A 22,059-nucleotide genomic window follows, 5' to 3' on the forward strand; every position below is an offset into this window, starting at 1 on the left:
GTGCGAGGTTCACGCGGCGATCGTCCGCCCGGTGGCGTAGACGTCGGCAGGTCGACGCCCTCGTTGAACAGGTCGGCGGTGAAGAGCACCGCAGTTTGCCTGCCACGGTGTAGCTGAGGCAACACACGCAGCCCTCCGAAGCTGAAGCATCCGAAAAGGAGTGCCACGCGAAGGTAGTGTGCACAGCGGGTAGCGAAGCCCGCCTGAGTGACGGGCGGATGCCCTGGGCGCGCTCCGGGCCCAGACGTCGGTGGTGCCGAACACACGGGGGAAGCCATGTTCGAGCGGCTGGGCAGATTCGTTGTGGGCAGAGCGTGGTGGGTGATTGCCGGGTGGGTGCTCGCGGCAGCCGCCATCATCCTCACCACACCATCGTTGAGCGACATCACCTCCGCCGATCAGGAAAGCTTCCTGCCCCACTCGTACGAGTCCGTGCAGGCCACCGAACTCGGACAGAAGGCGTTTCCACAGCAGGCCACCGCGACCGCGGTCATCGTGGTCAAGCGCGCCGACGGACAGAAGCTCACGCCGGCGGACGAGGCGACGGTGGGCAAGCTCGCCCAGGCGCTCAAGGCCAAGAACATCCCGCACACGTCCGGCTACCTGACCGGTCCGCCAGCAGTGGCGCCGGACAGGTCGGTGCAAATCGTCAACGTCGGGCTCGACGCCCCCACCCCCGACGACCCGACGCTGCTCGACGCCGTCCGCGATCTGCGAGCGGACATCGGCCCGGAGTTGGCGAACAGTGGACTGACCGCGGGCGTGGCCGGCGACGTGGCGAGCTTCGTCGACAACGAGGACACCTTCAACAACGCCTTCGCCGTGGTCGGCGTCGCGACGATCATCCTGATCATCGGACTGATCCTGATCATCTTCCGCAGCCCCATCGCCGCGCTGCTGCCCGTGGTGGTCGTCGGCGTCGTCCTGAGCATCACGACGGGTCTCGTCGCCGCCGCCGGCAAGGCATTCGACCTCAGTGTCAGTCAGGACCTCCAGACGATCCTGCTGATCGTGCTGTTCGGCATCGGCACCGACTACATCCTGTTCCTGCTCTTCCGCTACCGGGAACGGCTGCGCGCAGGCGACGACAAGCGCACCGCGATGATCGTCACCGTCCAGCGGGTCGGCGAGGTCATCACCTCGGCCGCCGGAGCGGTAATCGTCGCGTTCCTCGTGCTGCTCCTCGCCTCCCTGGGCTTCTTCGGCTCGCTCGGCCCGGCGCTCGCGATCGCGGTCGGCGTCATGCTCGTCACCTCGCTCACCCTCGTCCCGGCGGTCGTCTCGCTGCTCGGCAGGTACGTCTTCTGGCCGTCGAAGGCGTGGCAGCGTACGCCCAAGGCGACCATCTCGCACCGGCTCGGCACCGTCGTCGGGCGCCGGCCGGCACTCGTCGCGGCGGCATCCGGCGTCCTCCTGGTCGCGCTTGCCGCAGGCGTACTGGGCTACAAGGCCGACTACGACTTCAGCGCCGGCTTCCCGCAGGACACCGAGTCGGCGAAGGCCGCGCAGGACCTGCAGCGCGGGTTCGCCGCCGGTGCGCTCGCCCCTACCGAGGTCTACCTGACCACCAGTAACGGGTCGCAGTTGACCGAGCAGCAGGTCAACGACTTCGCCGCGGCCGTAGCGAAAGCCCCGGGTGTGGGCCAGGCACAGCCCCCGGAGCGCAGCACCGACCCGAGTGTGGCCCGGGTCAACCTGCTGCTCAACGAGAACCCGGTCTCCAACGAGGCGATCACCCTCGTCCGCGAGGACCTGCGCGGTGCCGTGCACGCCGCGGCTCCGCCCGGCACCCGGGCGCTGGTCGGCGGGACCACCGCGATCTTCGCGGACATCAACTCGGCGAACAACCGCGACCTGTCGGTGATCCTGCCGGTCGCGGCTGGCCTGATCGCGCTCATCCTCGCGCTGCTGCTGCGCAGCCTGGTCGCGCCGATCTACCTCGTGATAGCGGTGCTGCTCAACTTCGCCGCCACGCTGGGTGCCACGGTCTACCTCTTCCAAGGGCTTCAGGGTGAGCCCGGTGTCACCTTCCAGCTGCCGATCATCCTCTACCTCTTCGTGGTGGCGATCGGGACCGACTACAACATCCTGATGATCGCCCGACTACGCGAGGAAGCGCGGGAGGGCAACGAGCCACACGAGGCTGCCGCCATCGGTGTGCAACACGCCGGCCCAACCGTCGCGGCAGCCGGACTGATCCTGGCCGGCACGTTCGCGGTGCTGCTGCTCGCGCCGATCTCCTTCCTTCAGCAGATGGGCTTCGCGGTGGCGATCGGCATCGTGCTGTCGGCATTCGTCATGTCGATGTTCTTCGTCCCGGCGCTGACCGCGCTGATCGGGCACAAGGCGTGGTGGCCGGGCCACGGGGACGAGCGGCCGGCCGGCGGGCGACACGCCCGCGCCGTCGACCAACCGAGCTAGCTTGAGTTTTAACCTGCGGCTGGGTAGTCGCACTGCGCCAGCAGGAGGCGAGTCAATTCGACACCGCTGTCCCTGACCCACTCCAGGAGCAGCACTAGGCGGCGATCGTGCGGGCGGTGGCGTACACGTCGGCGGGCAGGGCGTGGTGGAGCCGCCAGAGAATCCGCATGGGCCGGTCGCCGATGTGCGACTCGTACGTCATCGTGCCGGCGTAAAGGTATGGCGGCGCGCCCAGGTCGCGGTCGGCGATCCGGGTCTCCCGGACGAAGAGGTGCACCGTCGAGCCACCCGACGTGTAGCGCTGCCCGGTCGCCGACGCCGCCGAGGTGGTGCTCTGCGACTCCCACTGGAACAGCGTGTCGGTGATGGCCCGGTCGGCGTACATGGTGGTGGGGGAGTAGTGCGCCTCCGACTTGACCAGGGTGACGAAGAACAGGTCGGCCTGCGCGTCGGGCAGCCACTTCACTCCCTCGCGCAGCGAACCCGGGTTGGTCATCCCGAAGGCGGCGCACGCCTCGTTGCGGCTGTACCGCGCGTGCACCCGCAGCGGCACCGCGCCCGGGGCGGCGGTCGGCGTGACGCGGTGGATGCGGTCGCGCAGCACCTCGGCGACCTGCCGTAGCTCGGCACAGCGCGCCGGGTCCTTCCACAGCCGCGCCAGCCGTTCGTCGCGCGTGGCGAGGGGCGCGTTCGGCCCCCAGAGGCTGAAGTGCAGCATGTCCAGCAGTCGACCGCTCTCGGCGTACACCTGCTGGCCTGGCGCGGGCGGTCCGGCCGCGACCCGGGTCAGCAGCTCCAGCCGGTCGGTGTCGTCGGTGTGCAGCATGCGGCCGATGGCCCGGCCCAACTCCCGGTCGTCCGGGCCGGGCGCGGACGTCTCGATGCCGGCGAGTCGGCGCAGCCCGGCCCAGCCGCCGATGCTTGCCGACCGGTACACGTCCTCGATCTCCAGGCCGGTCTCGCGTAGGAACGTCGCCAGGCTGACGTCCCCGAGGTGGCGCAGCTCGGATACCAGGCCGGCCTTCGAGGTGGGCAGCGCGCTCTTCAGGTTGGCGAGCACGACCTCCTTCGCCACCCGGTCCAGCTCGACGTGGCAGCCGCTCGGCAGGCTCGGGAAGTCGTCGCGGACCGCCTCGGTGATCGCCCGTCGACTCACCCCGGTCAGGGCACGCCACCGCATGTCGAACCGGAAGTTGGCGTGCTGCCCGCCGATGAAGTCGAGCACCGTGAGGCAGGGCTTGTCGTCGTCGAGGCGCAGGCCACGACCGAGCTGTTGCAGGAAGATCGTGGCGCTCTCGGTAGGTCGCAACATCAGGATCGTGTCGACCATCGGCAGGTCGACGCCCTCGTTGAACAGGTCGACGGTGAAGAGGACCCGCAGCTTGCCGGCCTTGAAGTCCCGCAGCAGCGTTTTTTGAGTCAGACGGTCGACTGCCGAGGTGATTGCCGCCGCTGGCACGTTGTGCCGGTTGAACCAGTCCGCCATGAAGTCCGCGTGCCCGATGCTCACGCAGAACCCGAGCGCTCGCATCCGAGCGACGTCGACCTTCTCGCGGACCGCACGCAGCACCGTCCGCGCCCGTGCGTGGTCGGCAGTGTAGAGAGTGGTGAGTTCGGCCAGGTCATAACCTTGGCCGCGTTTCCAGGTGACCTGCGACAGGTCCACGTCGTCGTGCAGCCCGAAGTACTGGAACGGCGCGAGCAACTGCCGCTCCAACGCGTCCCACAGGTGCAGCTCAACGGCCGCATGGCCGTCGAACCACCGGCGCACGTCGGCGCCGTCGGCCCGGTCGGGGGTCGCCGTCAGTCCCAGGAGTACGCGGGGACGCAGCCGCTCCAACAGCCGGGCGTACGTCGGCGCTTCCGCGTGGTGGAACTCGTCGACGATCACCATGTCGTACGCCTCGGGGTCGACCTCCCGCCGGTGCAGCGACTGGATGGAGGCGAAGACGTGCTTCCAGCCGTTCGGCCGCTCGCCCGCGACAAGGGTCTCGCCGAAACTGCCATCGCCCATCACCTGCCGGAACGTCGAGAGGCTCTGCCGCAGGATCTGCTCCTGGTGGGCGACGAAGAGCAGCGAGTCTGCCCTACCCGCCTTGTGCAGGCGGCGGTAGTCGAGGGCGGCGACGACTGTCTTACCGGTGCCCGTCGCCATCACCACGAGGTTGCGCCAACGCCCGTGCACCAGCCGCTCGGCGTCCAGGTCGGCCAGGATCTCGGCCTGATACGGGTACGGGCGCACGTCCAGGTTCGAGATCTCGGTCGGAGCCTGGTCGCGGCGCTCCCCGGTGAGTGCCTGTCGCAGCCGTTCGGCATCCCGAGTCGCGTCGTACACCTCGAACGCCGGATCGTTCCAGTAGTCCTCGAACGTCGCCGTGAACGTGTCGATGACGTGCGGCTGTTCCATGTTCGAGATGCGGACGTTCCACTCCACGCCGTCCACAAGCGCGGTTTTCGACAGGTTCGACGAGCCGACGTACGCGGTGGTGGTGCCGTTGGAACGGCGGAACAGCCACGCCTTGGCGTGCAGCCTTGTGGTCCTCGTTTCGTAGGACACCTTTACCTCAGCGCCTAGCTCTTTTAGCCGGTCTAGCGCTCGCTGGTCGGTCGCGCCGAGGTAGGTCGTGGTGATGACGCGGACCTTGCCACCTCTGGCGATCAGCTCGCGGATGGCCGGCTCGACGATGCGTAGGCCGTACCACTTGATGAACGCGCAGAGCAGATCGACGCTCTCGGCCGACGCCATCTCGTGGTTGACCTCGTGGCCAATGCGGGGCTGGTGACGGCCGTTGACCAGCAGCGCGCCGGTGGAGAGGGGAGTGGTGGGGCGCTGCGGGAAGGCCGGTAGTGCGGGTGGGGCTGGCGGGGCGGCGATGGCGTGGAGCAGGTGCTTGGCGTCGGTCACCTGGTCCTGGTCTGTCGCTGCCTTGGGGCTCAGGGTGGCGATGGCTTCGGCGATCTGATTTGCCAGCTCGACCTGGTGGTGGAGCTTGTCGTCGCCGCTGGGGACGGATTGGAGGGCGCGGGCGGCCAGGGCGGCTATGTGGCGGGCGAGGGTGTGGTGGGCGTCGGCGGGGTCGAGCTTGTGGTGCTGGATCAGGGCGGGGTCGACGTGCTGGAGGTGGTTGGCCAGCTCACGGGTGATCAGGTGCTCGTACACACCCCGCTCAAGATCCGTCATTCGAGTAACCCAATCACACGAGCCAGCTACAGGTGGGGCATGGCGACCGGTCGCATAGGCAAAAGTTGGCGCGTAATTGTCGAGGGCGCCTCACCCGACTGGCGACTCACGCGACGGGCAATGCAGGCAGCAGTCTGACCGATTGCAGGCGCTCGTAGGCCAACTCGACATGCGCGGCTGTGAAAAGCCGAGCTTTGCGGCCACTCCACGAACGAACCCGCTCGGTCAGCTCGTCCAAGTCGTCGGTGGGTGGGTGCGATGCGGCGGCATAATGCACGGTTGCCAGCAGTTCCAGGCTGTACGGTGCCTCGAAACCGTCGGTTAGCTGGGCCAGTTGATCCAGTGCCTCGGTCGCTGCTGCGTTATGGGTCCGAGACCACTCCGCAACGGCATCGGCTGCGCCCGGGGTCAGCCTGATGGGCTGCAACTCCTCGACCCGTGCCGAACGGTCACCGAAACCCGTCAGGTAGTGCCCTTCCAGACGGTCCAGCACGTGGTTAAGGCTCTCGGCATACGGGCCATATCTGCCGCGGGTGAACTCCAGACGCAGCGGTTGCCCCAGCACCTGAAGGAAATAAGCGATCTTCTGAATCTCCAGGATGGTGACGCCATCGCGTGGCTCAAGTCGTTGTGCTCGGCTCAGGTAGCGGCCAATGGCCTGGATGAGTGTGACGCGACCGGGGGTCAGCGGTGGTCTTTCGGTCGCTATCGGCATGTCGGCCGGGTCGGGTGCACCCTCTGGCGGAAAGAGCAGGACCCGAACGTCGGGTGTCTCGGCGAAGGCGCCTTCGATGAGGGGCCGGACATCGTCCCAGTTGAGTCCACCGTTGCCGCAGCCCAGGGCGGGCATCGCCACAGAGGTGATCTTCCGCTCACGCACCACGCGGACGAGATCGGCCAGTCCGGCCTGAATGTCGTCCAACTTCGAGTTGGCCCGCCAGTGGCTCTTGGTAGGGAAGTTGATCACATATCGGCGGGGGCCGAGGCGCGCTGAGTCGAAAACAAACATTCGACCCAAGGTGACTTGGTCCTCGTGGCATGCGGTGCGGTAGGCGGCGTAGTTCGCTGGGTAGGCGCGCTTGAACTGAAGCGCGATGCCCTTGCCCATGACCCCGACCGTGTTGACGGTGTTGACCAGCGCGTCTGCCTCGGCGGTCAGTAGGTTGCCATGGCTGATGATGATCATTCGCGCACCTCCCCCCGTGTGTACCCGTAGTACCAGCCCGGTCTGACACCAACGTACGGCTCGATCATGCCAGCGTCGCGGAACACCTGCCTCACCTGTTCCTGTCGGTCCGTCGTCCGTACGGCGTAACCGGTGAGCAGGTCAACAGGAAACTCACGGTGGACGAGGAACTCGGCGGCTCGCCGGCGCACGCGGTCCATGTCGTCGGGGACGTCCTTCCAGATCTGAGCCTCCAGCAAGGGCCAGTCGACCAGCGCGGCCAACTCGGCCAGCTCGTTCGAGAACCTGGTCAACCCGGCCGCGCAGTTCCCGTCGCTTGCCACCCAGCGACGCTCGGCAGCGTGCACCCGCTCCACGGAACTCACCAAGTAGACGAGAGGATCGTCTCCTCCCGGATAACACCCCGGCTTGCTGCCCCGATGATCACAAGCTATTCGGTACATCATCGGCGAGCGTGGGGCGAAGTAGAACGGCACGTAGTCCGCTACGACCCCGCCGGGAGGGCACGGGACGGACCGTTCCCGCCGCCGTGCTTTGATCTCGACTGAGCCCACGTTCGTGGCGAGCTGTGGCCCTACGCTGCTGTCCGCGAATAATCGGCCGGTCTTGATAATCCTCGACAGATTGTCGACGTGGGTGAAATGCATGATCAGGGTAGGTGCTGGCCGCACGACTCGGTTCACCACAGATCAGTCCAGCTCGCTCCGATGGGTGGGTGCAAGGACCAGGACATCAAAGATCGGTGCGTTCTTCCAATTCGGCCGAAGCTCGGTCACTTTGGTCCATCCCCAGAAGTGGTATGCCGTTTGGGCGGCAGCATTGTCCGGACGGACCAATAAGGTGGTTCGTGGCTCTGGCCGGGCCGCTACCAGTTCGTTGTGCAACGTCGCCGCGATGCCTTGACGTCGCCAGGTCGGGTGTACCAGTAGCTCGCTGATCGCGAACGTTCGCTTCCCGTCCTCATCGGTGAATCCGGGCGGCACCGGCTCGTGGATGCCGTCCCACCACCGTGTCTGCGGAGGCAGTGGAAAGCCATAGACGTAGCCGACCAAGACCCCGTCGACCGCTGCGGTGACCAGCTCCCACCCAGCTCGCTGCATGTGCAGGTCGAGCTGACGCCGGTAGCGATCCTCACTGTGGAACTCGTCGCCGTCTGAGTACACCTCCATATAGAGGCCTACCAGCTGATCAAGGATCCCGTTTGCCTCGTCGGCGGTGTGATGGCGAAGCTGCAAGCCTGCCATCACGGGGTCACTGCCCGGTCGTAGGCGTCAACGAACTGGCGAGTTGCTGCGGTTGCCTGCAGTGGCGTCGCCAGTTTCGACCGCACCTGCGCGAGATTTCGGCTCACCCGCCCCGACTTCATCTGACTCACTGCCGGCAGGACGTCCAGAGCGATGCGCGCCGCCCCATTTGCATCACCCTGCTGGTACGTCGCCTCCGCAAGGTCGACTGTGTACAGGACCTGGTTGCGTCGATGGCCCGGCGACGGGTTGGCGGTGATCGCGCGGAACGATTGAGCGGCACGCTCTGGCCTGCTCAGAGCGAGGTAGGAAAGTCCCTGGATTCCGTTCAGTTCCTGCTCGTTCACGAAGTCGACAAACCCCGGATCGTCCTCGTGCGGCCCGCGCTCTAGCTCCCGCCGAGCCTTGGTCATCTCCAGGCTGAACCCACTCGCATCGCTCAGTACCGCGTACGCGTGTGCCCTCCGTAGGTGTAGCAGCGTGGTAAGTCGAGGTGTCGCCCATCCGGCAGAGACACGTATTGCCGCCTCGGCGCAATGCAGTGACTCGCCGGGTTGGCTGTCGCGGAGCAGCAGCGATAGTAGGGCTAGCGCCCGTACTTCCACCCGAGGGTCGTCGGCGATACGGGCGCGGGTGATGGCCTCATTCAGGAAGGGCCTGGCTTCCGGCCTGCGTTCGGCGTCAATGGCGAGCCACGCCGCCTGGATGCCGAGGTCGGCCAGGGCACCTTGAAGGGCGCCACCCACCTCTCGGCTGTATTTCGCCTTGGCAGCCCAGTTCGACAGCCTGGTGTGCACCTGGATGGCGACGTCGCAGAGCTGGTCTGCGCCGACCGCGGCATCAGCCTGCCGGAGATCGTTAACCAACGAGCTGGCGAGTCGTACCTGCTCCATGCCGATGTTGCCGGGTGCGTCGGCTTGGCCGGTGAGCAGGTAGGGATGACCGGCTGCGGCGAGTCCCGCGAGCGCGGCCAATACGTTGAAGCGTCGGCGGTCCGTAGCGCCACCCCCTTGGCTCGATGCCTGCTCCACGCTAACCACCACGGCAGATCGGTTGCCTTGTTCGGCCGCGTGATCGACACCATTTGCGATGTCTCCGTCACTCGCACCGGTCCAACGAGGCTGACCAGGGAGGCGGAACCAAAGGCTCTCCGCTGGCACTCGAAGGAGCTGTGCCCAATGCGACAGCCGGTCCAGGTGCACCAGTGGTGGCCCGTTCTCCACCCGGCTCAACTGCGCCTGCGTGATGCCCAACCACCCCGCCACCACGCTCTGCGGCAACGCGACCCGCCCGTGGTACGGATGACAACGGTAGGCCCTGATCACCCGTCCCAGATGCCGCTCGGCCAAGGCTTGCCGCACCGGTTCGTGCTCCCAGAAGCTCGCCGGCACCACTGGCGGCGAGCTCAGCCGGTCCCGCTCGGCAGCCTGGCAGGGCGTACACCGTCCACTGACATTGTCCCGGGCCAGCCGTCCGCCGCACCGAGGGCAGTTCGCGTGTGTCACCGGAGGCTCCGTCCGTTTCGCGTCAGCGAGCCTATCCATTGAACACGCTACGTATAGGACTGGTATACGCACGACGCATATCTTCAACGGCCGCCGATCATGGGAACCTCAGGACGGGCGAACCGCTTTCACCGCCTCGATGACTACGTCCCAGCGCTCCCGCTCGGCCGCCGGGTTCAACGCCCTGCCGTCGGCGACGACGACACCAGCGCCGCGCAGTACCGCCACGTGCCCCGCGTACGCCGGATGGGCGGCCAGCTCCGTCTTGACGTGCGGAAACGCGAGGATCGGCAAGCCCGCGCCCAGTGACTCGTTGAGGACGCCGAGCGCCAGCGTGTCATTGATGCCCAGCGCCCACTTCGTCACCGTGTTGAACGTGACAGGCACGGCCACCACCACGTCGGCCGGCGGGTGCGGCTCAGGGTCGCCGGGCATCCGCCACTCCACCCGTACGAGGTAGCCGGTCCTGTCCTGGAGCGCCGCCCGATCGAGCCACGTCGCGGCCGTCGGGCTGACGATCATGCACACCCGCCAGTCATCGGCGATCAGCAGGTCGACTAGGTCGTCGATGTGTTCCGCCGGACCAGCGGCGCAGACGACCAGATACAGCACCGGACGTTCCGTCATGCCCGCAGTCTGCCCGACTCGGCCGGCGCGTAGTCGGCCGCATACCTGCCGCGCATGCCCTCGATGATCACGATGATATGCCGTTGTGCCTGGTCAGCCGCGAGCGTGGATGCATGGCCCGGGGCGGGTGCTGGCTCCGGAGTTGTGCCGGCCCCCATCGGCGCAGCTCCGCACCCGCCCGCCCCGGCGCCCCCCGATCCGTCGACGTCTCGGAGCCGCCATGACCACCCCGCAAAACCCGGAAGGTGCCATAACCACGGCTGACATCGTCGCCCGTTGGCTGCGGCTGGTCGCGGCGGACGCGGAGCTGTCGCCGTACCTCATCGGGGTTGACCTTGATCGGCTCGCCGCGCACCTCACCGCGAGCCTGGCGCACGGGCTCGACGGCGAGGCGACCCAATGGCGCGGCCTGGGCTTGTCGGAGGCGCAGCACCGGCGGATCGTCGACTACCTGCCGGACGATCAGGCCGCCGAGGTGGGCGCGTGAGCCTCGCCGCCGCCTGGGCGGCGATCGACGAGCGGGCAGCCGCCGACTTCTGGGGCACCCTGGAAGATCGCCGTCCCGGCCTGCTGCCCAACAGCGAGGCGTCGCTGTTCTTCGCCACGCTGGGCAGTCTCGCGGCCGGCGGCGACGACCGGGCGGGTCGGGCGGCGCTGCTCCTGGTGCTCGGCCGCGCATACCGTCGCTACGACCTGCTCCCACACGCCACCACCGTCGGTGACGCGCTGCTCGCCACCGTTGCCCGTCACGGACCGCATCCACTGTGGAAGGCCGCCGCCGACCGCGCCGCGCACGCTGTCCGCCGCGCGGCCGCCCGCATCGGCGACGGCCCGGCCTGGTGGCCCGCCCAGGTGATCCACCACGAACGGCCGTCGCCGGGCATCGCCATCCTGACGGTACGTCCCTGGCGGCGCCTGCCCCACCACCCTGGCCAGGCCGTCCCCGTCTGCTCGCCGCGCCTGCCGGGCCGCTGGCGCTGGCTCTCCCCAGCCAACGCCCCACGCGCCGACGGCACCGTCGAGCTGCACGTCCGCGCGGTAGCCGCCGGCGCCGTCTCCCACCGCCTGGTCCAGCAGGTACGCCCCGGCGAACAGCTCTGGCTCGGCCCACCCGGCGACACTGGTCTGCGCCTCGACCCGCACAGCACGAACGATCTGCTGCTCGTCGCCGGTGGCACCGGCCTCGCGCCGCTGCGCGCCCTGGTCGAACAGATCGCCGCCGCACCGGCCGGCAGGCGGGTGACCCTGATCGTCGGTGTGCGCGCCTTCGTCGACCTGTACGACGCGATAGCACTCGACAAGCTGCAGTGCGCCCACGACTGGCTGACGCTCGTGCCGGCGTTCTCCGACGACCCCTGCGCGGAGCCAGCCGAGCAGGGCGAAGCCCTCACCATCGCCCTCGACCACCACCGCCCCGACCAGGACATCTACCTGTGCGGCCCGCCCGGAATGCTGGCCGGTGCCCGGTCACGGCTGCTGGCCCTCGGCATCCCCGCCACCCGCATCCACACGCCCGCGACCTTCACCCGCTGACGGCCGTCGGCGCGTCAGAACGTGTCGCCGAACTCGCGTACCCCGTCGACGTCAAGCGTGATCCCGTCGTTCTCGGCCCACTGGCCCGCGGCGGCGAGCCAGCTCGGGTCGTCGCGCTCGTCGATGTCGCTCCAACTGTGCCGGTGGTGGCGTAGCTGGATCGGCCCGGTCGACGCCCCCGGGGCGAGCGTCCCGTCGGTGAAGGTCAGCTCGACCCAACCGGGGACCGTGGTGCCCGGGATCGGATAGCCGGGCGGCGTGCCCGGCACCACGTAGAAGCCCACGGTCTGCCGGACCCGGTCGCAGCCCAGCGCGGCCCAGTCGCAATTGGTCACCAGCGAGGTGTTTCCGCCCTCGAAGCGCAGGTGGTAGCGCACCCGCACCGTCGCCAGGTCGAGCGGCGCGTCGCCGGTGTTGGTGACCTGGAGGACGTACTGGATCTGGTTGTTCGTGGGCGACCAGTCCAGGTTGCGGTAGCCGACGGTGGCGCGGCCGGCGGCGGTGCGGACGGCCGTCGCGGTCGAGCTGTCGGAGTACCCGCCGGGCGCGCGGGCGGCTACCGCGATCCGGTACGTCGTGCCGGGCGCCAGGTCGGTAAGCGTGAGGGTGGTGGCGGTGGTGGTGCCCAGAAGGCGGTACGTGTACGGGCTCAGCGGCATCTGCACCTCGTAGCTGATCGGGCCGTCGCCGGTCGGCTCGCCGGCCCAGGTGGCGGGCGCCCAGCTCAGGGTGAGCTGGTGTGGTTCGTTGGCCAGCACGATCGGGCTGCCGGGGGTGGTAAGCGCCGGGGTGTCGTCGGCTCGGGCGGGGGCGGCGACGGGCAGGCTCGCCAGCGCGGCGAGGACGACGGCGGTGGTGACGCGGCGGGCACGCATGTCCCGAATCGTATCCACCATGGACAAATATCAATGTTGTTTCCCACTGGCTGGCGGATCCCTGCTCGCAACTTCCACCAACGTGCATTGCGGCCAAATGGGAAGCCCGCAATCTTGCCCCAATAGTGCATTGTCAAAATGCCGCACCGCCTCGATCTGGCGATCAATCGCGGCTCGTCCATACGCTGGCGTGGCGGCGTACCGCAGAAATCTGCCGCGCTGGCACCGGCCGTCACACCTGGCCGGTGCTGTCGTCTGTCCGTCCCTGCGCGCCCACATCGCGAGGTGTCGAATGGCCACTCCCCGTCCTTTACGTACGATGCTCGCCGCCGTACTCAGTTGTCTTCTGATCGTCGTCCCGGCGCCCGGCCGCGCAGGCGCGGCGGCGACCGACGGTCCGGAAATAGCTGCCTATCTGGCCGCCCACCCGGGCGGGAAAGCGATAAGCGACAACGAGATCAGCTACGACGGTGGGGCTTTCGTCGTGACCCTGCGGCGGCCGATCGGCACGCTCGTCGCCGCCGACTGCCCCTCGGGCTGGTACTGCTTCTACGAGTGGCCAAACTACGGCTACCCCCGGGGCCGGCTCTCCGACTGTGGTCGGCAGAGTCTCGCCACCTGGAACTGGCAGTTCCGGGTCGAGTCGGCGCACTACAACCTCGGCAGCGGGACTGTGTCGTTCTACTACTACGACACCCGGCTCTTCGACATCGGCGCGTCCAGCCGGGTCCGCAGCGACGCGTCGCCCTTCCGGAACTGGCCGAACTACGTGCAGCGTCGCTGCTGACCCGCGCCCATCACTCAGGCGCAGCCGGGGCCGGTGGTCCGGTCGGTCCGCGCCTTGCTCAGGTTGAGCACGTAGTCGAGGATCTGGTTGTCGCGCACCGTTGTCGTCTCGTGGCTGAGCAGCTCGCCCGTGTGCGGGTCGAACTGCACCGTCTCCCGGCGACCCTGGGTGTCGTCGGCGCTGAAGGCGAGCCCGGCCCGATCGTTCCAGTCCGGGTATGCGCCCCGATCCTGCATGCCCGGCATCGCCGCCAACTCGAACAACAGCGCCGAGATCTGCCCCGGGCTCAGCAGGTGGTAGCGGAAGATGCGGCTGACCACGGTGATCATCCCGGCGGCGGTGCGCAGCTCCGCGGGCAGCTCACCCAACTGGGCGTCGAGTTGCCGGCGCAGCTCCGCCGGATCCGCCGAGGGCACGGGTGGGATCTCGGACAGGTCACCCGGGGCGTACGGCGCTGACGTGGGCTCGCCTGACGGCCTGCCGTCCGCGACCACGGTGACGGTCCGGCGGCCGGACAGGGCAGGCGTCCACCACAGTTGCTCGTCCCGGTAGTTCCGCCGATCGACTCCCGGCGCGAGGTCCGCCGGTGCCCAGATCCGCCGACAGACAACTGTGTACGACCCGTCGTGGATCGTCGCCGTCATGCCGGCTACGGCCAGCGCGAGGTCCGCGAGACGGCGGCCATTCCCGGTGTACGCCTGGGTGGCGCTGCCCGACGACGACAATGCCCCCGGCAGGGCCTCGGTCGGGGCGACCCGGGTCTCCCCGCGCCCCCGGTTCGCTGCGGTGCCGACCGCCACCAGCGAGGTCAACGACACCCCGCCGAGCAGGATCGCCAGGACTGCCCGCAGCTTCGGGGGCAGCCGGCCGATCCGGCTCGTGCCTGTCGGCGCGACCCTGGAGTCCTCGCCCATGGGTTTGCGGGGACGCGGGATCGCGTTCGTCCGGGCGGAGACGGCATGCCGAGGAGCCGGCCGGTTGACGCGCCGTTCGCCGTCGCGGAGGGTCGGCCGGCCCGGCACGCCGGCACGGATGACGCTGGCAGCGTTCCCCGTCGGCGTCGCCCCCGACAGGTTGCCGGCCGGCGCATTGCCGGCCGCTGCCTTCCCCGCTGGTGTGTTGCCGACGGGGGTCGGGGTGGCCTGGTGGTGTGGTGGCCTGTTCTCGTCGCCGGAGCGGGCCGTCGGGAGCGCCGCCGGGTGCCGGGACATCCCGTGCCAGCCGCCCGGCGTCGGTCGCTGCTGAATCGGGATCATCCCCCAGGGCCACGGGGGCGCCTCCGGGTCGGCGGAAGGTCGAACCTGGTCCGTGGGCGTCCGGTCCAGTGGCGCGCTGCGGTTCTGCTGGCTCGGCAGCGGCCCCACCGCGTCGAACCGGGCCGACCGGTCGTTGGGCGGGAACGCGAGCTGTGGGGCGGTGCCCGGCAGGGTGGGCAGGCCCGCCGCCGCAGGCGGGACGACCTCGGGACGGAACTCTCGCTGGTAGGCGAGCCCCGCGTGGGCGGCCAGTCGGAGGTACCAGGCCCTCCCCGCAGGCCCGGCATCGTCGTAGGTGCAGCAGATCAACGCCTGGCTCAGCAGGGAGAGGAGGTACTGCGCCCGCCAGATCCTCGCCCAGTTGCCCTTCTCGACGAGAGCCTGCCCGACCGTGTAGCTCGCTTTGATCACCTTGACCGTCAGTCCCGGCAGCCGGCCGGAGGCAGTGCCGGTCGGGTCGATCAGCAGGGCGCGCAGGGCGTCGGCCTGCACGGTGCGCGGGCCCTCGGCCACCTCGGGAAGGACGAAGTCCAGGAGCAGGGTGCCCAGGTCGCGGGTGAGCGGCGCGTCGACGGCGAACCGGTCCAGGTCCACCAGGCAGAACTTCCTGACCTGTACGTGGCCCGCCCGGGAGCAGGGGAAGAGGGCGTTGCGCCCGTGCAGGTCGCCGTGCGACGCCCCGCAGAGCTGGTCGAGCTGGTCGTCGTGAAACAGCGACCCGGCCGCGGCGAACCGCAGCGGGTTCGGCAGCACCACGCCGCTCGCCGGGTCGTACAGCCAGTCCGCGTCGAGGTCGCCGAGGCCGAGCGCCGTGACTGCCGCGTACACCTCGGTCTCGGCGTCGGCGTCGGTCAGCTCGCGTCGGACGAACCGGCCGACGCTGGTCCGGATGATTCGCCGCCCCTTCGGGTCCCACCCCCACACCCCGTCGAGCAGCGTGCGATAGGCGTCCCTGAGCTGGTCGTCAGCCACCTCGGCGAGCGGAACGACCTGCTCGGCCCCGTGCGCGATGTCCTGGAACATCAGGTACCGGCCGTCGCCGACCGGATATGGCGGGTACGGCTGGGGGACCAGGTGGCGTTCGGCGAAGCCCGCGTCGAGCCGGACCGCCCGAGCGTGCCGGGCGGCCTCCTCGCGCGCCTGCCTGGCCGACAGCAGCTTGACGTAGAGCTGTTCGGGATCCTGGCCGTCGCTCTGCTGGACGATCACCGGGATCAGCTGCGCGCCGCTGCGCCCCCGCAGTCGGGTGCCGTGGCACGGCGGGCGGACGGTGGCGTCACGCCCGGCCGCCCAGTCTCGCAGCGCGGCCGAAACCGTCGCATCCTGTATGTACCGTTCGAACTCGTCAACGAGGCCGTCGCCCATGTCCGCCGTTGGACCTTCCACGAAGTGGTGAAAGTGGACGCGGACGGCGGGGGTGGCACGTCCGAGTGAGGGATGCGCGGGTGGGCGCGAGGCTCAAGGTACCGCAAACTTTCGGGCGAACGCGTCAGTAATTCGCAGCCGCCCCCGCATCTACCTAAAAGTAATAAATGCTTACCTTCCGCTTTCGGGAGAGCGCAATCCGTGACATCTAGAACGGTGGATATAGGATCGTCACGGAGAAGGGAGGTGCCGATGACGGAACGCACGCAATCCCTGCTCCAGCGGCAGCGCCGACCCGAGATGATGGCGCTGCTGCACGCCATGTCGGTCTGCCACGGTCGGGCACAACGGCTCGACGCCCTCCGCATGGCGCTCTCCGTCGCCATCGGTGTGGCCGGGGCGGTAGTCGCCTTCACCGGCGTGTCAGCCCTCGGCGTCACCGCTGTTGGCGCGCTCTGGGCCGTCGTCAACGCGATCGGGCTCGGCTCCTGGTCCGCCGGCCAGATCCGCCGCGCGGCCACCCTCCAGGAGATGTTCGACGTACGGCTCTTCGAGCTGCCCTGGAACACGGTCGCGGCGGGCGAGCCCGTCGGCCCGGAGGAGGTGAGCCGACTCGACCGCGCCTACCGGGGCGACGAGCGGTACCTCCGCGACTACTACGAGGTGCCGCACCTGCCCCACCCGTACGACGTGCTCGCCTGTCAGCACCAGAACCTGGGGTGGGGCGCGCGGGTCCGGCGGCGCTACGCGTACACCGTGCTCGCCGGAGTGGCGCTCTGGACGGCTGTCGGCGTCGTCTTCGCGGTGACCGCCGACCTGACCGTGGCCGACCTGCTGACCCAGTGGTTCGTCCCGTCCCTCGGCGCACTCCTGCTGGGTGTCGAGATCTACCGGGGTCAGCGCGACGTCGCCGCCGAACGGGACCGGGCCCTCACGATCCTGCAGCGGCAGATCGCCGTCGCCGTCCGCGGGGATGACCGCGCCACCGATCCCGCCCTGCTCACCCTCGCCCGACAGATCCAGGATCTGATCTTCCACAGTCGGCAGGGGCAGGCCCGCGTGCCCGGCTGGTTCTTCCGACGGTTCCATGCCGCCGACCGGGTCGACTTCCAGGCCGCGATGGCGACCCTCGCCGAGCTGCTGGGCGCCCGCCCGCCGGCCGCCCGCACCGACTGACATCACCACTGTGGACCTCGTGGTCCGTTACGCGACGTTGGTTCAGGAGCCGCCCTGGCGTTGGATCCGTCCATCGCCGGAGACCTTGGCTCGACCCAGGTCACGTTCAGTGCCGGCTGCGCCGGTCGCGGTACGGCGGTGCCGCTGGTCGGGCGAGTGTTCCACGGTCGAACCCTGGCGGCCTCGAGCGCCGCTGCCCGGATGCCGCCGACCTCGCGCGGACTCGCCACCACTGTCGTGTTTGTTCTCCTTGTGGCTACCCATGCAGCACGCGTACCCGGTCGCCGGGCGGCTAGTCCTGAACCCGGAGGCCGACCGTCCGTTACACGACGTAGTCGGCTTGGAGATAACACCTGGTCATGCCACTACTTAGCGTCAACTCCGTCATCACCACTGGCCTCGATGCCGCTTTGTCACAGGGCAGTCGAGGTCTCAGACGGGAGAAACTCCATGCGCGCTCACCACCAGACTCGGCGGCTCGGAGCCCGAGCATCCGTACTCGTGCTCGGTCTCGCCGTTGCCGCGACCGTGCTCGCCCCGGCGAGCCCGGCTTCCGCCGCGGTTCCCGGCCTGGTGCGGATCTCCGCGACCAGCGTCACCGACTCGGCCGACTTCCACTCGACCACCGCCACCTGCCCGGTCGGCAAGGTCCTCACCGGCACGGGCTACGAACTCAACGGCGCGACAGGCGAGGCCATCCTCGACGACCTGCGCCCCAACGGCGGCCCGGCAACCGCGCCTACGGCCGTCACGGTGGGCGCCTACGAGGCCGAGGCGTACGCAGGCCTCTGGTCGGTGACCGCGTACGCGATCTGCGCCAACCCGGTGCCGGGGCTCGTGCGGGTGTCGGCGGTGAGCGTCAACGACTCGGCCGACTTCCACTCGACCACCGCCACCTGTCCCGTCGGCAAGGTCCTCACCGGCACGGGCTACGAACTCAACGGGGTCACCGGTGAGGGGGTCGTCGACGACTTCCGCCCTAACGGCGGCGTCGCCACCGCGCCCACCGCCGTCACGGTCGGCGCCTACGAGTCGGATGCCACCGCGTTGACCTGGTCGGCGACCGCGTACGCCATCTGCGCCAACCCGCTGGCGGGCCTGGTCCGGACGTCCACCGCGGGCGCCAACAACTCGCTCGACTTCCGCAGCGTCCTGGCGGGTTGCCCGGTCGGGAAGGTGCTGACCGGCGCCGGCTACGAGCTGAACGGGGTCACCGGTGAGGGGGTCGTCGACGACTTCCGCCCCAACGGCAACACGACGACCGCGCCGACGACTGTCGACTCGGGCGCGTACGAGGAGGACGCGTTCGCCGGCAACTGGTCCAACACGGCGTACGCCATCTGCGCCACCGCCTGACCGCTCGCTGTCCGGCGTGGCCGCCCCGTGCGTTTCGGGGCGGCCACGTCCGTCGGGCTCGATACCCCGATATGGCGTTCTCGGACGGTCAGGCTGGTGGGCGCGGCCATAGCGTGCAGGCGACGGAGGCGCCCGAGCGCGGCGGGCTGCTTCGCGACCTGAGGGAGGCGGTCATGCGGCAAGCACTACCGGGGGAGTGCCCGATCCCCGTCCAGGTGGACCGGTGGCGGGCAGGGCTGCCGGCCGATGCCTGGCCCGACGGCTTCCCGACAAGCGGCGACGTGTGGCGGCGGGACGTTTTCGCGGTCGCCGAGGCGTACCGGGCCGGGTCGGCGAGCGCTCGGCAACTCCTGGCGGCCGTGCTGATGTGGGGTCACGGGCCCATCGGGTACGGGCCATGGCGGGCCGCCAAGTCGCTCGGCGGCGACCCGACGGGCCAGCGCCTGGCGGCGGCCCTCGACGAGGTGTCGGCGTCGGCGTTGGACGAGGCGGTGCTGCGCACCGCGTACCGCCGGTTCCGCGACCCGGACCAGGCGCGCCTGCCCTGGCTGGGGCCGGCCTTCTTCACGAAGGTTCTCTACTTCGTCGGCTACCGCCCCGGGGCGGGCGACGTGCAGCCCCTGATCCTCGATCGTGTCGTGGCCGGTCGTCTCCCCGCCGAGGCCGGCGTCACCCGCCGCAACGGTTGGTCGTCGGAGGAGTGGCTGGCCTACCTGCGCTGGGCCGCCGAGCAGGCCCGGAGCAGGGGCGTCGAGCCCGACGAGGTGGAGTTGGCGGTCTTCCAGGGCCGGTGACGGCGTCAGGGCGTGGCGCGCAGCCGCACCATGGCCGGTGACGGCCTCAGGCCGTGGCGCGCAGTCGCTCGTCGAGGGCGTCGAGGTCGGCCACGAACCACACGTGCCCGCCCCGGTTCGACTCGTGCACCAGGGCGCGCAGCGCCGAGCTCTGGGCGAGCTGCGCCGAGATGTCGCCGACGATGGCCAACCGCAGCCGGTAGTTGACGAACTTCTGCATCACGTCGCCGGCGAAGCGGGTACCCAGCGAGAAGAAGCTCTCGTCGAACCGGTTGGCCGGCACGGCCACCACCTGGGCGCCGAGGAAGGCCGCGCCGATCAGGTCCAGCGCGTCCTGCTCGGTGGCGACCGGCGGGCCGGCCGGATCGCAGACCAGCACCTGCACTCCGGCGCGCTGCTGCATCTCGTCAGGCATCGTGGACCTCCCGGTCGAACAGGCCGTTGTCGGCGTTGAGGACGGCGTCGAGCAGGTGCAGCACCTCGGCGGTGCCGCCGGGATCACCGAGGATGATGATCTTCAGGCGGCGGCGATCGTCGTCGTGCACGGTCTGCACGCGGATCGGCCGGGCCGGGTCGTGCCCGCTGTTGACGCCGGCCAGCACGAGCGTGCCGAGTCGGTCGGCGGCAGCCCGGTCGACACCGTCGATCTGCACGATGCTCGACACCTCGGCCTGCCCGGCCACGGTGGCGACGGGCGGCCGCCCGGTGAGCGCGTCGAGATCACTTGCGGCGATCCGGTACTGCTTGCCGATCCGCACGGCGCGCAGCCGGCCGGAGCGGATGTAGCCGCGCACCGTCCGCACGTGCAGGCCGAGGCGGTCGGCAACCTGTTCGACCGAGTACATTTCTTCCGTCATCGTTCCCTATCCTATCCGCGTAGGGAAGGTTGGGGAACGATGGGGTCGATTCGTTGGCGGCATCAGCTCTAAAGGGTCAGCGACAGTGGTGACCGGGCGGTCAGCCGTGGTCAGGTCACCGCGGACCGCAGGGTGTCCGCGACTGGGCGGCGTGCCGCGGCGACAGCGGGTATCGCGGTGACCAGGGCGACCGCGAGCAGGACTCCGAACGCCGTGGAGAGCGTCCAGGCAGCGGGTGGGTACCGCTCGCCATCGAAGAACAGGTACAACCCGATGCCCAAGGGGATCCCGGCGGCCACGCCGGGTACGGCGGGGAGGAGTTGCGCCACGGCCAGGCCCACACCGGCCTGGACGGGAGTCGCGCCGAGCGCACGGGCGACCGCCAGCGGATGCCGGGTGTCGAGGACCGCGGTCCAGGTGCTCACGATGGTGTTGAGCAGTGCGAGGAAGCACGCCACTCCGGCGACGATGACCATGGCCTGGAGGGTTCGCTCGTTGCGGGGGTCGGGAAGCTCTGAATAGCCCAGGTTCAGCGGATCGTCGTCCTGCGCCAGGATCGTCAGGACGGCGGCCAGCGCGGCCGTGGTGATCAGGGTGTTCACGGTGACGAGCCGGGCACGGTGTGGCCGGCGCGCGTTGACGCGTACTCCGATCAGGAGAGCGGTGGGCAGCCGGCGCGACAGCCGGATGGCCCACCGCCGACGGCGTGGTGGGGTGGGGGCGTCGGCCAGCGCGTGGGTGGTGCTGGTGGCGGCGGCGCGGACCACAGGCCCCAGGGTCGCCGCGACGGCGATCGCGAGGGCGAACGCGGTGGCGGTGACCACCACCCGCAACGGCGGATCCAGACCGGCCGAGCCGACGAATCCGGCGCTCGGACGGAACAGCAGGGGTGCCGCCAGCCAGCCGGTTGCCAGGCCGGCTCCGGCGGCGGCGAGCGCGATCACGAGGTACTCGACGAGGTGGACGGCGGCGATCACGGCGGGCCCGGCGCCGACGGCCTTGAGCAGTCCCACCCGGCGGCGCCGGGCGATGACACGGCCCGCGACGATACCCGCGACGCCGACCACCGCGAGGCCGGTCAGCAGCCAACTGCCGACCACCAGGGCGGTCTCGGCCTGCCCGTTCTGCCGACCACTGCTGTTGGCGATGTCCTGCGCCGAGCGGAAGCTCCAACCGCGGAAGCGGGGATTGCCGCCCGAGGGGTCCACGATGTCGGCGCCGGCCGCCGGGTCGGTCAGTCTGAGGTTCAGCGTGTACGACCGCGGCTGATCCCCGGCGAGGGCGGCGATGTCACGACCGTCGACCCAGACCAGGCCGCCCTTCTCCACCAGGTTCGAGCCCGGCAGGTGCCAGTGGACCTGCGGGTACACCGGCCTGGCGGCGGTCACCGCGAAGCCTGTCACGTGCAGCGGGTGACCGCCGACCCGGACCGTGTCGCCGAGGCGCATGCCGAGGGCGTCGGCGAAGGTGCGCTCGACGACCACGCCGTCGGGGCGTACCCAGGTGCCGTCGGTGACGGCCGGGCGGTTGACGGCGGCCGGCGTACCGTCGCGGCCCTCGACGATGACCCGGACGGTCGTGTCGCGGACGGTCAGAGCCAGGAAGGCAAGGGGATACGGTCCGCTGTGCTCGCTGACGCCGGGCAGGGTGGTCAGTGGTGCGAGCGCGTCCAGGGCACGCGGACCTGTGAAACCCGTCTCGACGACCAGGTCGGGGCCGGCGGTGGCGGCCCGGGTCCGCTCGTACGGGCGGGTGACGAGCTCGTTGAGGGTGAGGCCGAGGGTCAACGTCGCGGTCGCCGCGGTGATGGCGACCAGCAGCAGCACGGTCTCGGTCCGGTGCCGACGCAGGTCCCGCATCAGCAGCCGACACACGAGCAGCAGACGACCCGCCACG

Annotated in this window: 18 protein-coding genes; 7 read left to right on the top strand and 11 right to left on the bottom strand. The window is 69.6% G+C overall.

Annotated features, from left to right (window positions below):
- The first annotated feature begins 321 nt into the window (after positions 1 to 321).
- Complete coding sequence (locus ACLQ26_RS08890) at positions 322 to 2,421, top strand: MMPL family transporter (RefSeq protein WP_425743978.1); 2,100 nt, start codon at positions 322 to 324, stop codon at positions 2,419 to 2,421.
- Positions 2,422 to 2,515: 94 nt separating this feature from the next.
- Here the strand turns inward: ACLQ26_RS08890 and ACLQ26_RS08895 are convergent, their stop codons facing one another.
- The 6 genes from ACLQ26_RS08895 to ACLQ26_RS08920 all read right to left on the bottom strand — a co-directional run bounded on the left by ACLQ26_RS08895 (position 2,516) and on the right by ACLQ26_RS08920 (position 10,164).
- Positions 2,516 to 5,602, bottom strand: a complete 3,087-nt coding sequence (locus ACLQ26_RS08895; RefSeq protein ID WP_425743979.1) for a DUF3427 domain-containing protein — start codon at positions 5,600 to 5,602, stop codon at positions 2,516 to 2,518.
- Between the two features lie 106 nt (positions 5,603 to 5,708).
- A complete protein-coding gene (gene darG / locus ACLQ26_RS08900; RefSeq protein WP_425743980.1) occupies positions 5,709 to 6,788 on the bottom strand; it encodes a type II toxin-antitoxin system antitoxin DNA ADP-ribosyl glycohydrolase DarG in 1,080 nt (359 codons plus the stop codon).
- Positions 6,785 to 7,435, bottom strand: a complete 651-nt coding sequence (gene darT, locus ACLQ26_RS08905; protein ID WP_393294033.1) for a type II toxin-antitoxin system toxin DNA ADP-ribosyl transferase DarT — start codon at positions 7,433 to 7,435, stop codon at positions 6,785 to 6,787. Before darT ends, darG begins: the two co-directional genes overlap by 4 nt.
- Before the next feature lie 42 nt (positions 7,436 to 7,477).
- Positions 7,478 to 8,032, bottom strand: a complete 555-nt coding sequence (locus ACLQ26_RS08910; protein ID WP_425743981.1) for a GNAT family N-acetyltransferase — start codon at positions 8,030 to 8,032, stop codon at positions 7,478 to 7,480.
- Positions 8,032 to 9,423, bottom strand: coding sequence for a helix-turn-helix domain-containing protein (locus ACLQ26_RS08915; RefSeq protein WP_425743982.1), 1,392 nt, complete (start codon positions 9,421 to 9,423; stop codon positions 8,032 to 8,034). The genes ACLQ26_RS08910 and ACLQ26_RS08915 overlap by 1 nt, the downstream gene beginning before the upstream one ends.
- 222 nt (positions 9,424 to 9,645) lie before the next feature.
- Positions 9,646 to 10,164: a flavoprotein gene (locus ACLQ26_RS08920; protein WP_425743983.1), complete on the bottom strand. Its 519-nt coding sequence runs from the start codon at positions 10,162 to 10,164 to the stop codon at positions 9,646 to 9,648.
- A gap of 220 nt (positions 10,165 to 10,384) precedes the next feature.
- Between ACLQ26_RS08920 and ACLQ26_RS08925 the strand changes: the two genes are divergently transcribed.
- Both ACLQ26_RS08925 and ACLQ26_RS08930 read left to right on the top strand, forming a co-directional pair.
- Positions 10,385 to 10,651, top strand: a complete 267-nt coding sequence (locus tag ACLQ26_RS08925; protein WP_425743984.1) for a hypothetical protein — start codon at positions 10,385 to 10,387, stop codon at positions 10,649 to 10,651.
- Positions 10,648 to 11,697: an FAD-binding oxidoreductase gene (locus ACLQ26_RS08930; protein ID WP_425743985.1), complete on the top strand. Its 1,050-nt coding sequence runs from the start codon at positions 10,648 to 10,650 to the stop codon at positions 11,695 to 11,697. Before ACLQ26_RS08925 ends, ACLQ26_RS08930 begins: the two co-directional genes overlap by 4 nt.
- Positions 11,698 to 11,711: 14 nt before the next feature.
- On the opposite strand, the gene ACLQ26_RS08935 is transcribed toward ACLQ26_RS08930, so the two are convergent.
- The gene (locus ACLQ26_RS08935; protein ID WP_425743986.1) at positions 11,712 to 12,572 is read right to left on the bottom strand and encodes a cellulose binding domain-containing protein; all 861 of its coding nucleotides are present in this window, start codon (positions 12,570 to 12,572) and stop codon (positions 11,712 to 11,714) included.
- Between the two features lie 292 nt (positions 12,573 to 12,864).
- Between ACLQ26_RS08935 and ACLQ26_RS08940 the strand changes: the two genes are divergently transcribed.
- Positions 12,865 to 13,359, top strand: coding sequence for a peptidase inhibitor family I36 protein (locus ACLQ26_RS08940; RefSeq protein WP_425743987.1), 495 nt, complete (start codon positions 12,865 to 12,867; stop codon positions 13,357 to 13,359).
- Between the two features lie 14 nt (positions 13,360 to 13,373).
- On the opposite strand, the gene ACLQ26_RS08945 is transcribed toward ACLQ26_RS08940, so the two are convergent.
- Entirely contained in the window at positions 13,374 to 15,980 is a 2,607-nt protein-coding gene (locus ACLQ26_RS08945) for a hypothetical protein (protein ID WP_425743988.1), read from the bottom strand.
- A gap of 252 nt (positions 15,981 to 16,232) precedes the next feature.
- Between ACLQ26_RS08945 and ACLQ26_RS08950 the strand changes: the two genes are divergently transcribed.
- The 3 genes from ACLQ26_RS08950 to ACLQ26_RS08960 all read left to right on the top strand — a co-directional run bounded on the left by ACLQ26_RS08950 (position 16,233) and on the right by ACLQ26_RS08960 (position 19,306).
- Complete coding sequence (locus ACLQ26_RS08950; protein ID WP_425743989.1) at positions 16,233 to 17,156, top strand: S-4TM family putative pore-forming effector; 924 nt, start codon at positions 16,233 to 16,235, stop codon at positions 17,154 to 17,156.
- 450 nt (positions 17,157 to 17,606) lie between these two features.
- Positions 17,607 to 18,512 (top strand): hypothetical protein, encoded by a 906-nt coding sequence (locus tag ACLQ26_RS08955; protein WP_425743990.1) that lies wholly within the window; start codon positions 17,607 to 17,609, stop codon positions 18,510 to 18,512.
- Between the two features lie 173 nt (positions 18,513 to 18,685).
- A complete protein-coding gene (locus ACLQ26_RS08960) occupies positions 18,686 to 19,306 on the top strand; it encodes a hypothetical protein (protein WP_425743991.1) in 621 nt (206 codons plus the stop codon).
- Positions 19,307 to 19,352: 46 nt separating this feature from the next.
- Here the strand turns inward: ACLQ26_RS08960 and ACLQ26_RS08965 are convergent, their stop codons facing one another.
- From ACLQ26_RS08965 to ACLQ26_RS08975, 3 genes are all read right to left on the bottom strand, one after another.
- Positions 19,353 to 19,721, bottom strand: coding sequence for a DUF4180 domain-containing protein (locus ACLQ26_RS08965; protein ID WP_425743992.1), 369 nt, complete (start codon positions 19,719 to 19,721; stop codon positions 19,353 to 19,355).
- Complete coding sequence (locus ACLQ26_RS08970) at positions 19,714 to 20,163, bottom strand: helix-turn-helix domain-containing protein (RefSeq protein WP_425743993.1); 450 nt, start codon at positions 20,161 to 20,163, stop codon at positions 19,714 to 19,716. The genes ACLQ26_RS08965 and ACLQ26_RS08970 overlap by 8 nt, the downstream gene beginning before the upstream one ends.
- A gap of 110 nt (positions 20,164 to 20,273) precedes the next feature.
- Positions 20,274 to 22,058 (bottom strand): FtsX-like permease family protein, encoded by a 1,785-nt coding sequence (locus tag ACLQ26_RS08975; protein WP_425743994.1) that lies wholly within the window; start codon positions 22,056 to 22,058, stop codon positions 20,274 to 20,276.
- Position 22,059: the final 1 nt, after the last annotated feature.

The sequence above is a fragment of the Micromonospora sp. DT43 genome, from assembly GCF_049841645.1.
Taxonomy (GTDB): Bacteria; Actinomycetota; Actinomycetes; order Mycobacteriales; family Micromonosporaceae; genus Micromonospora.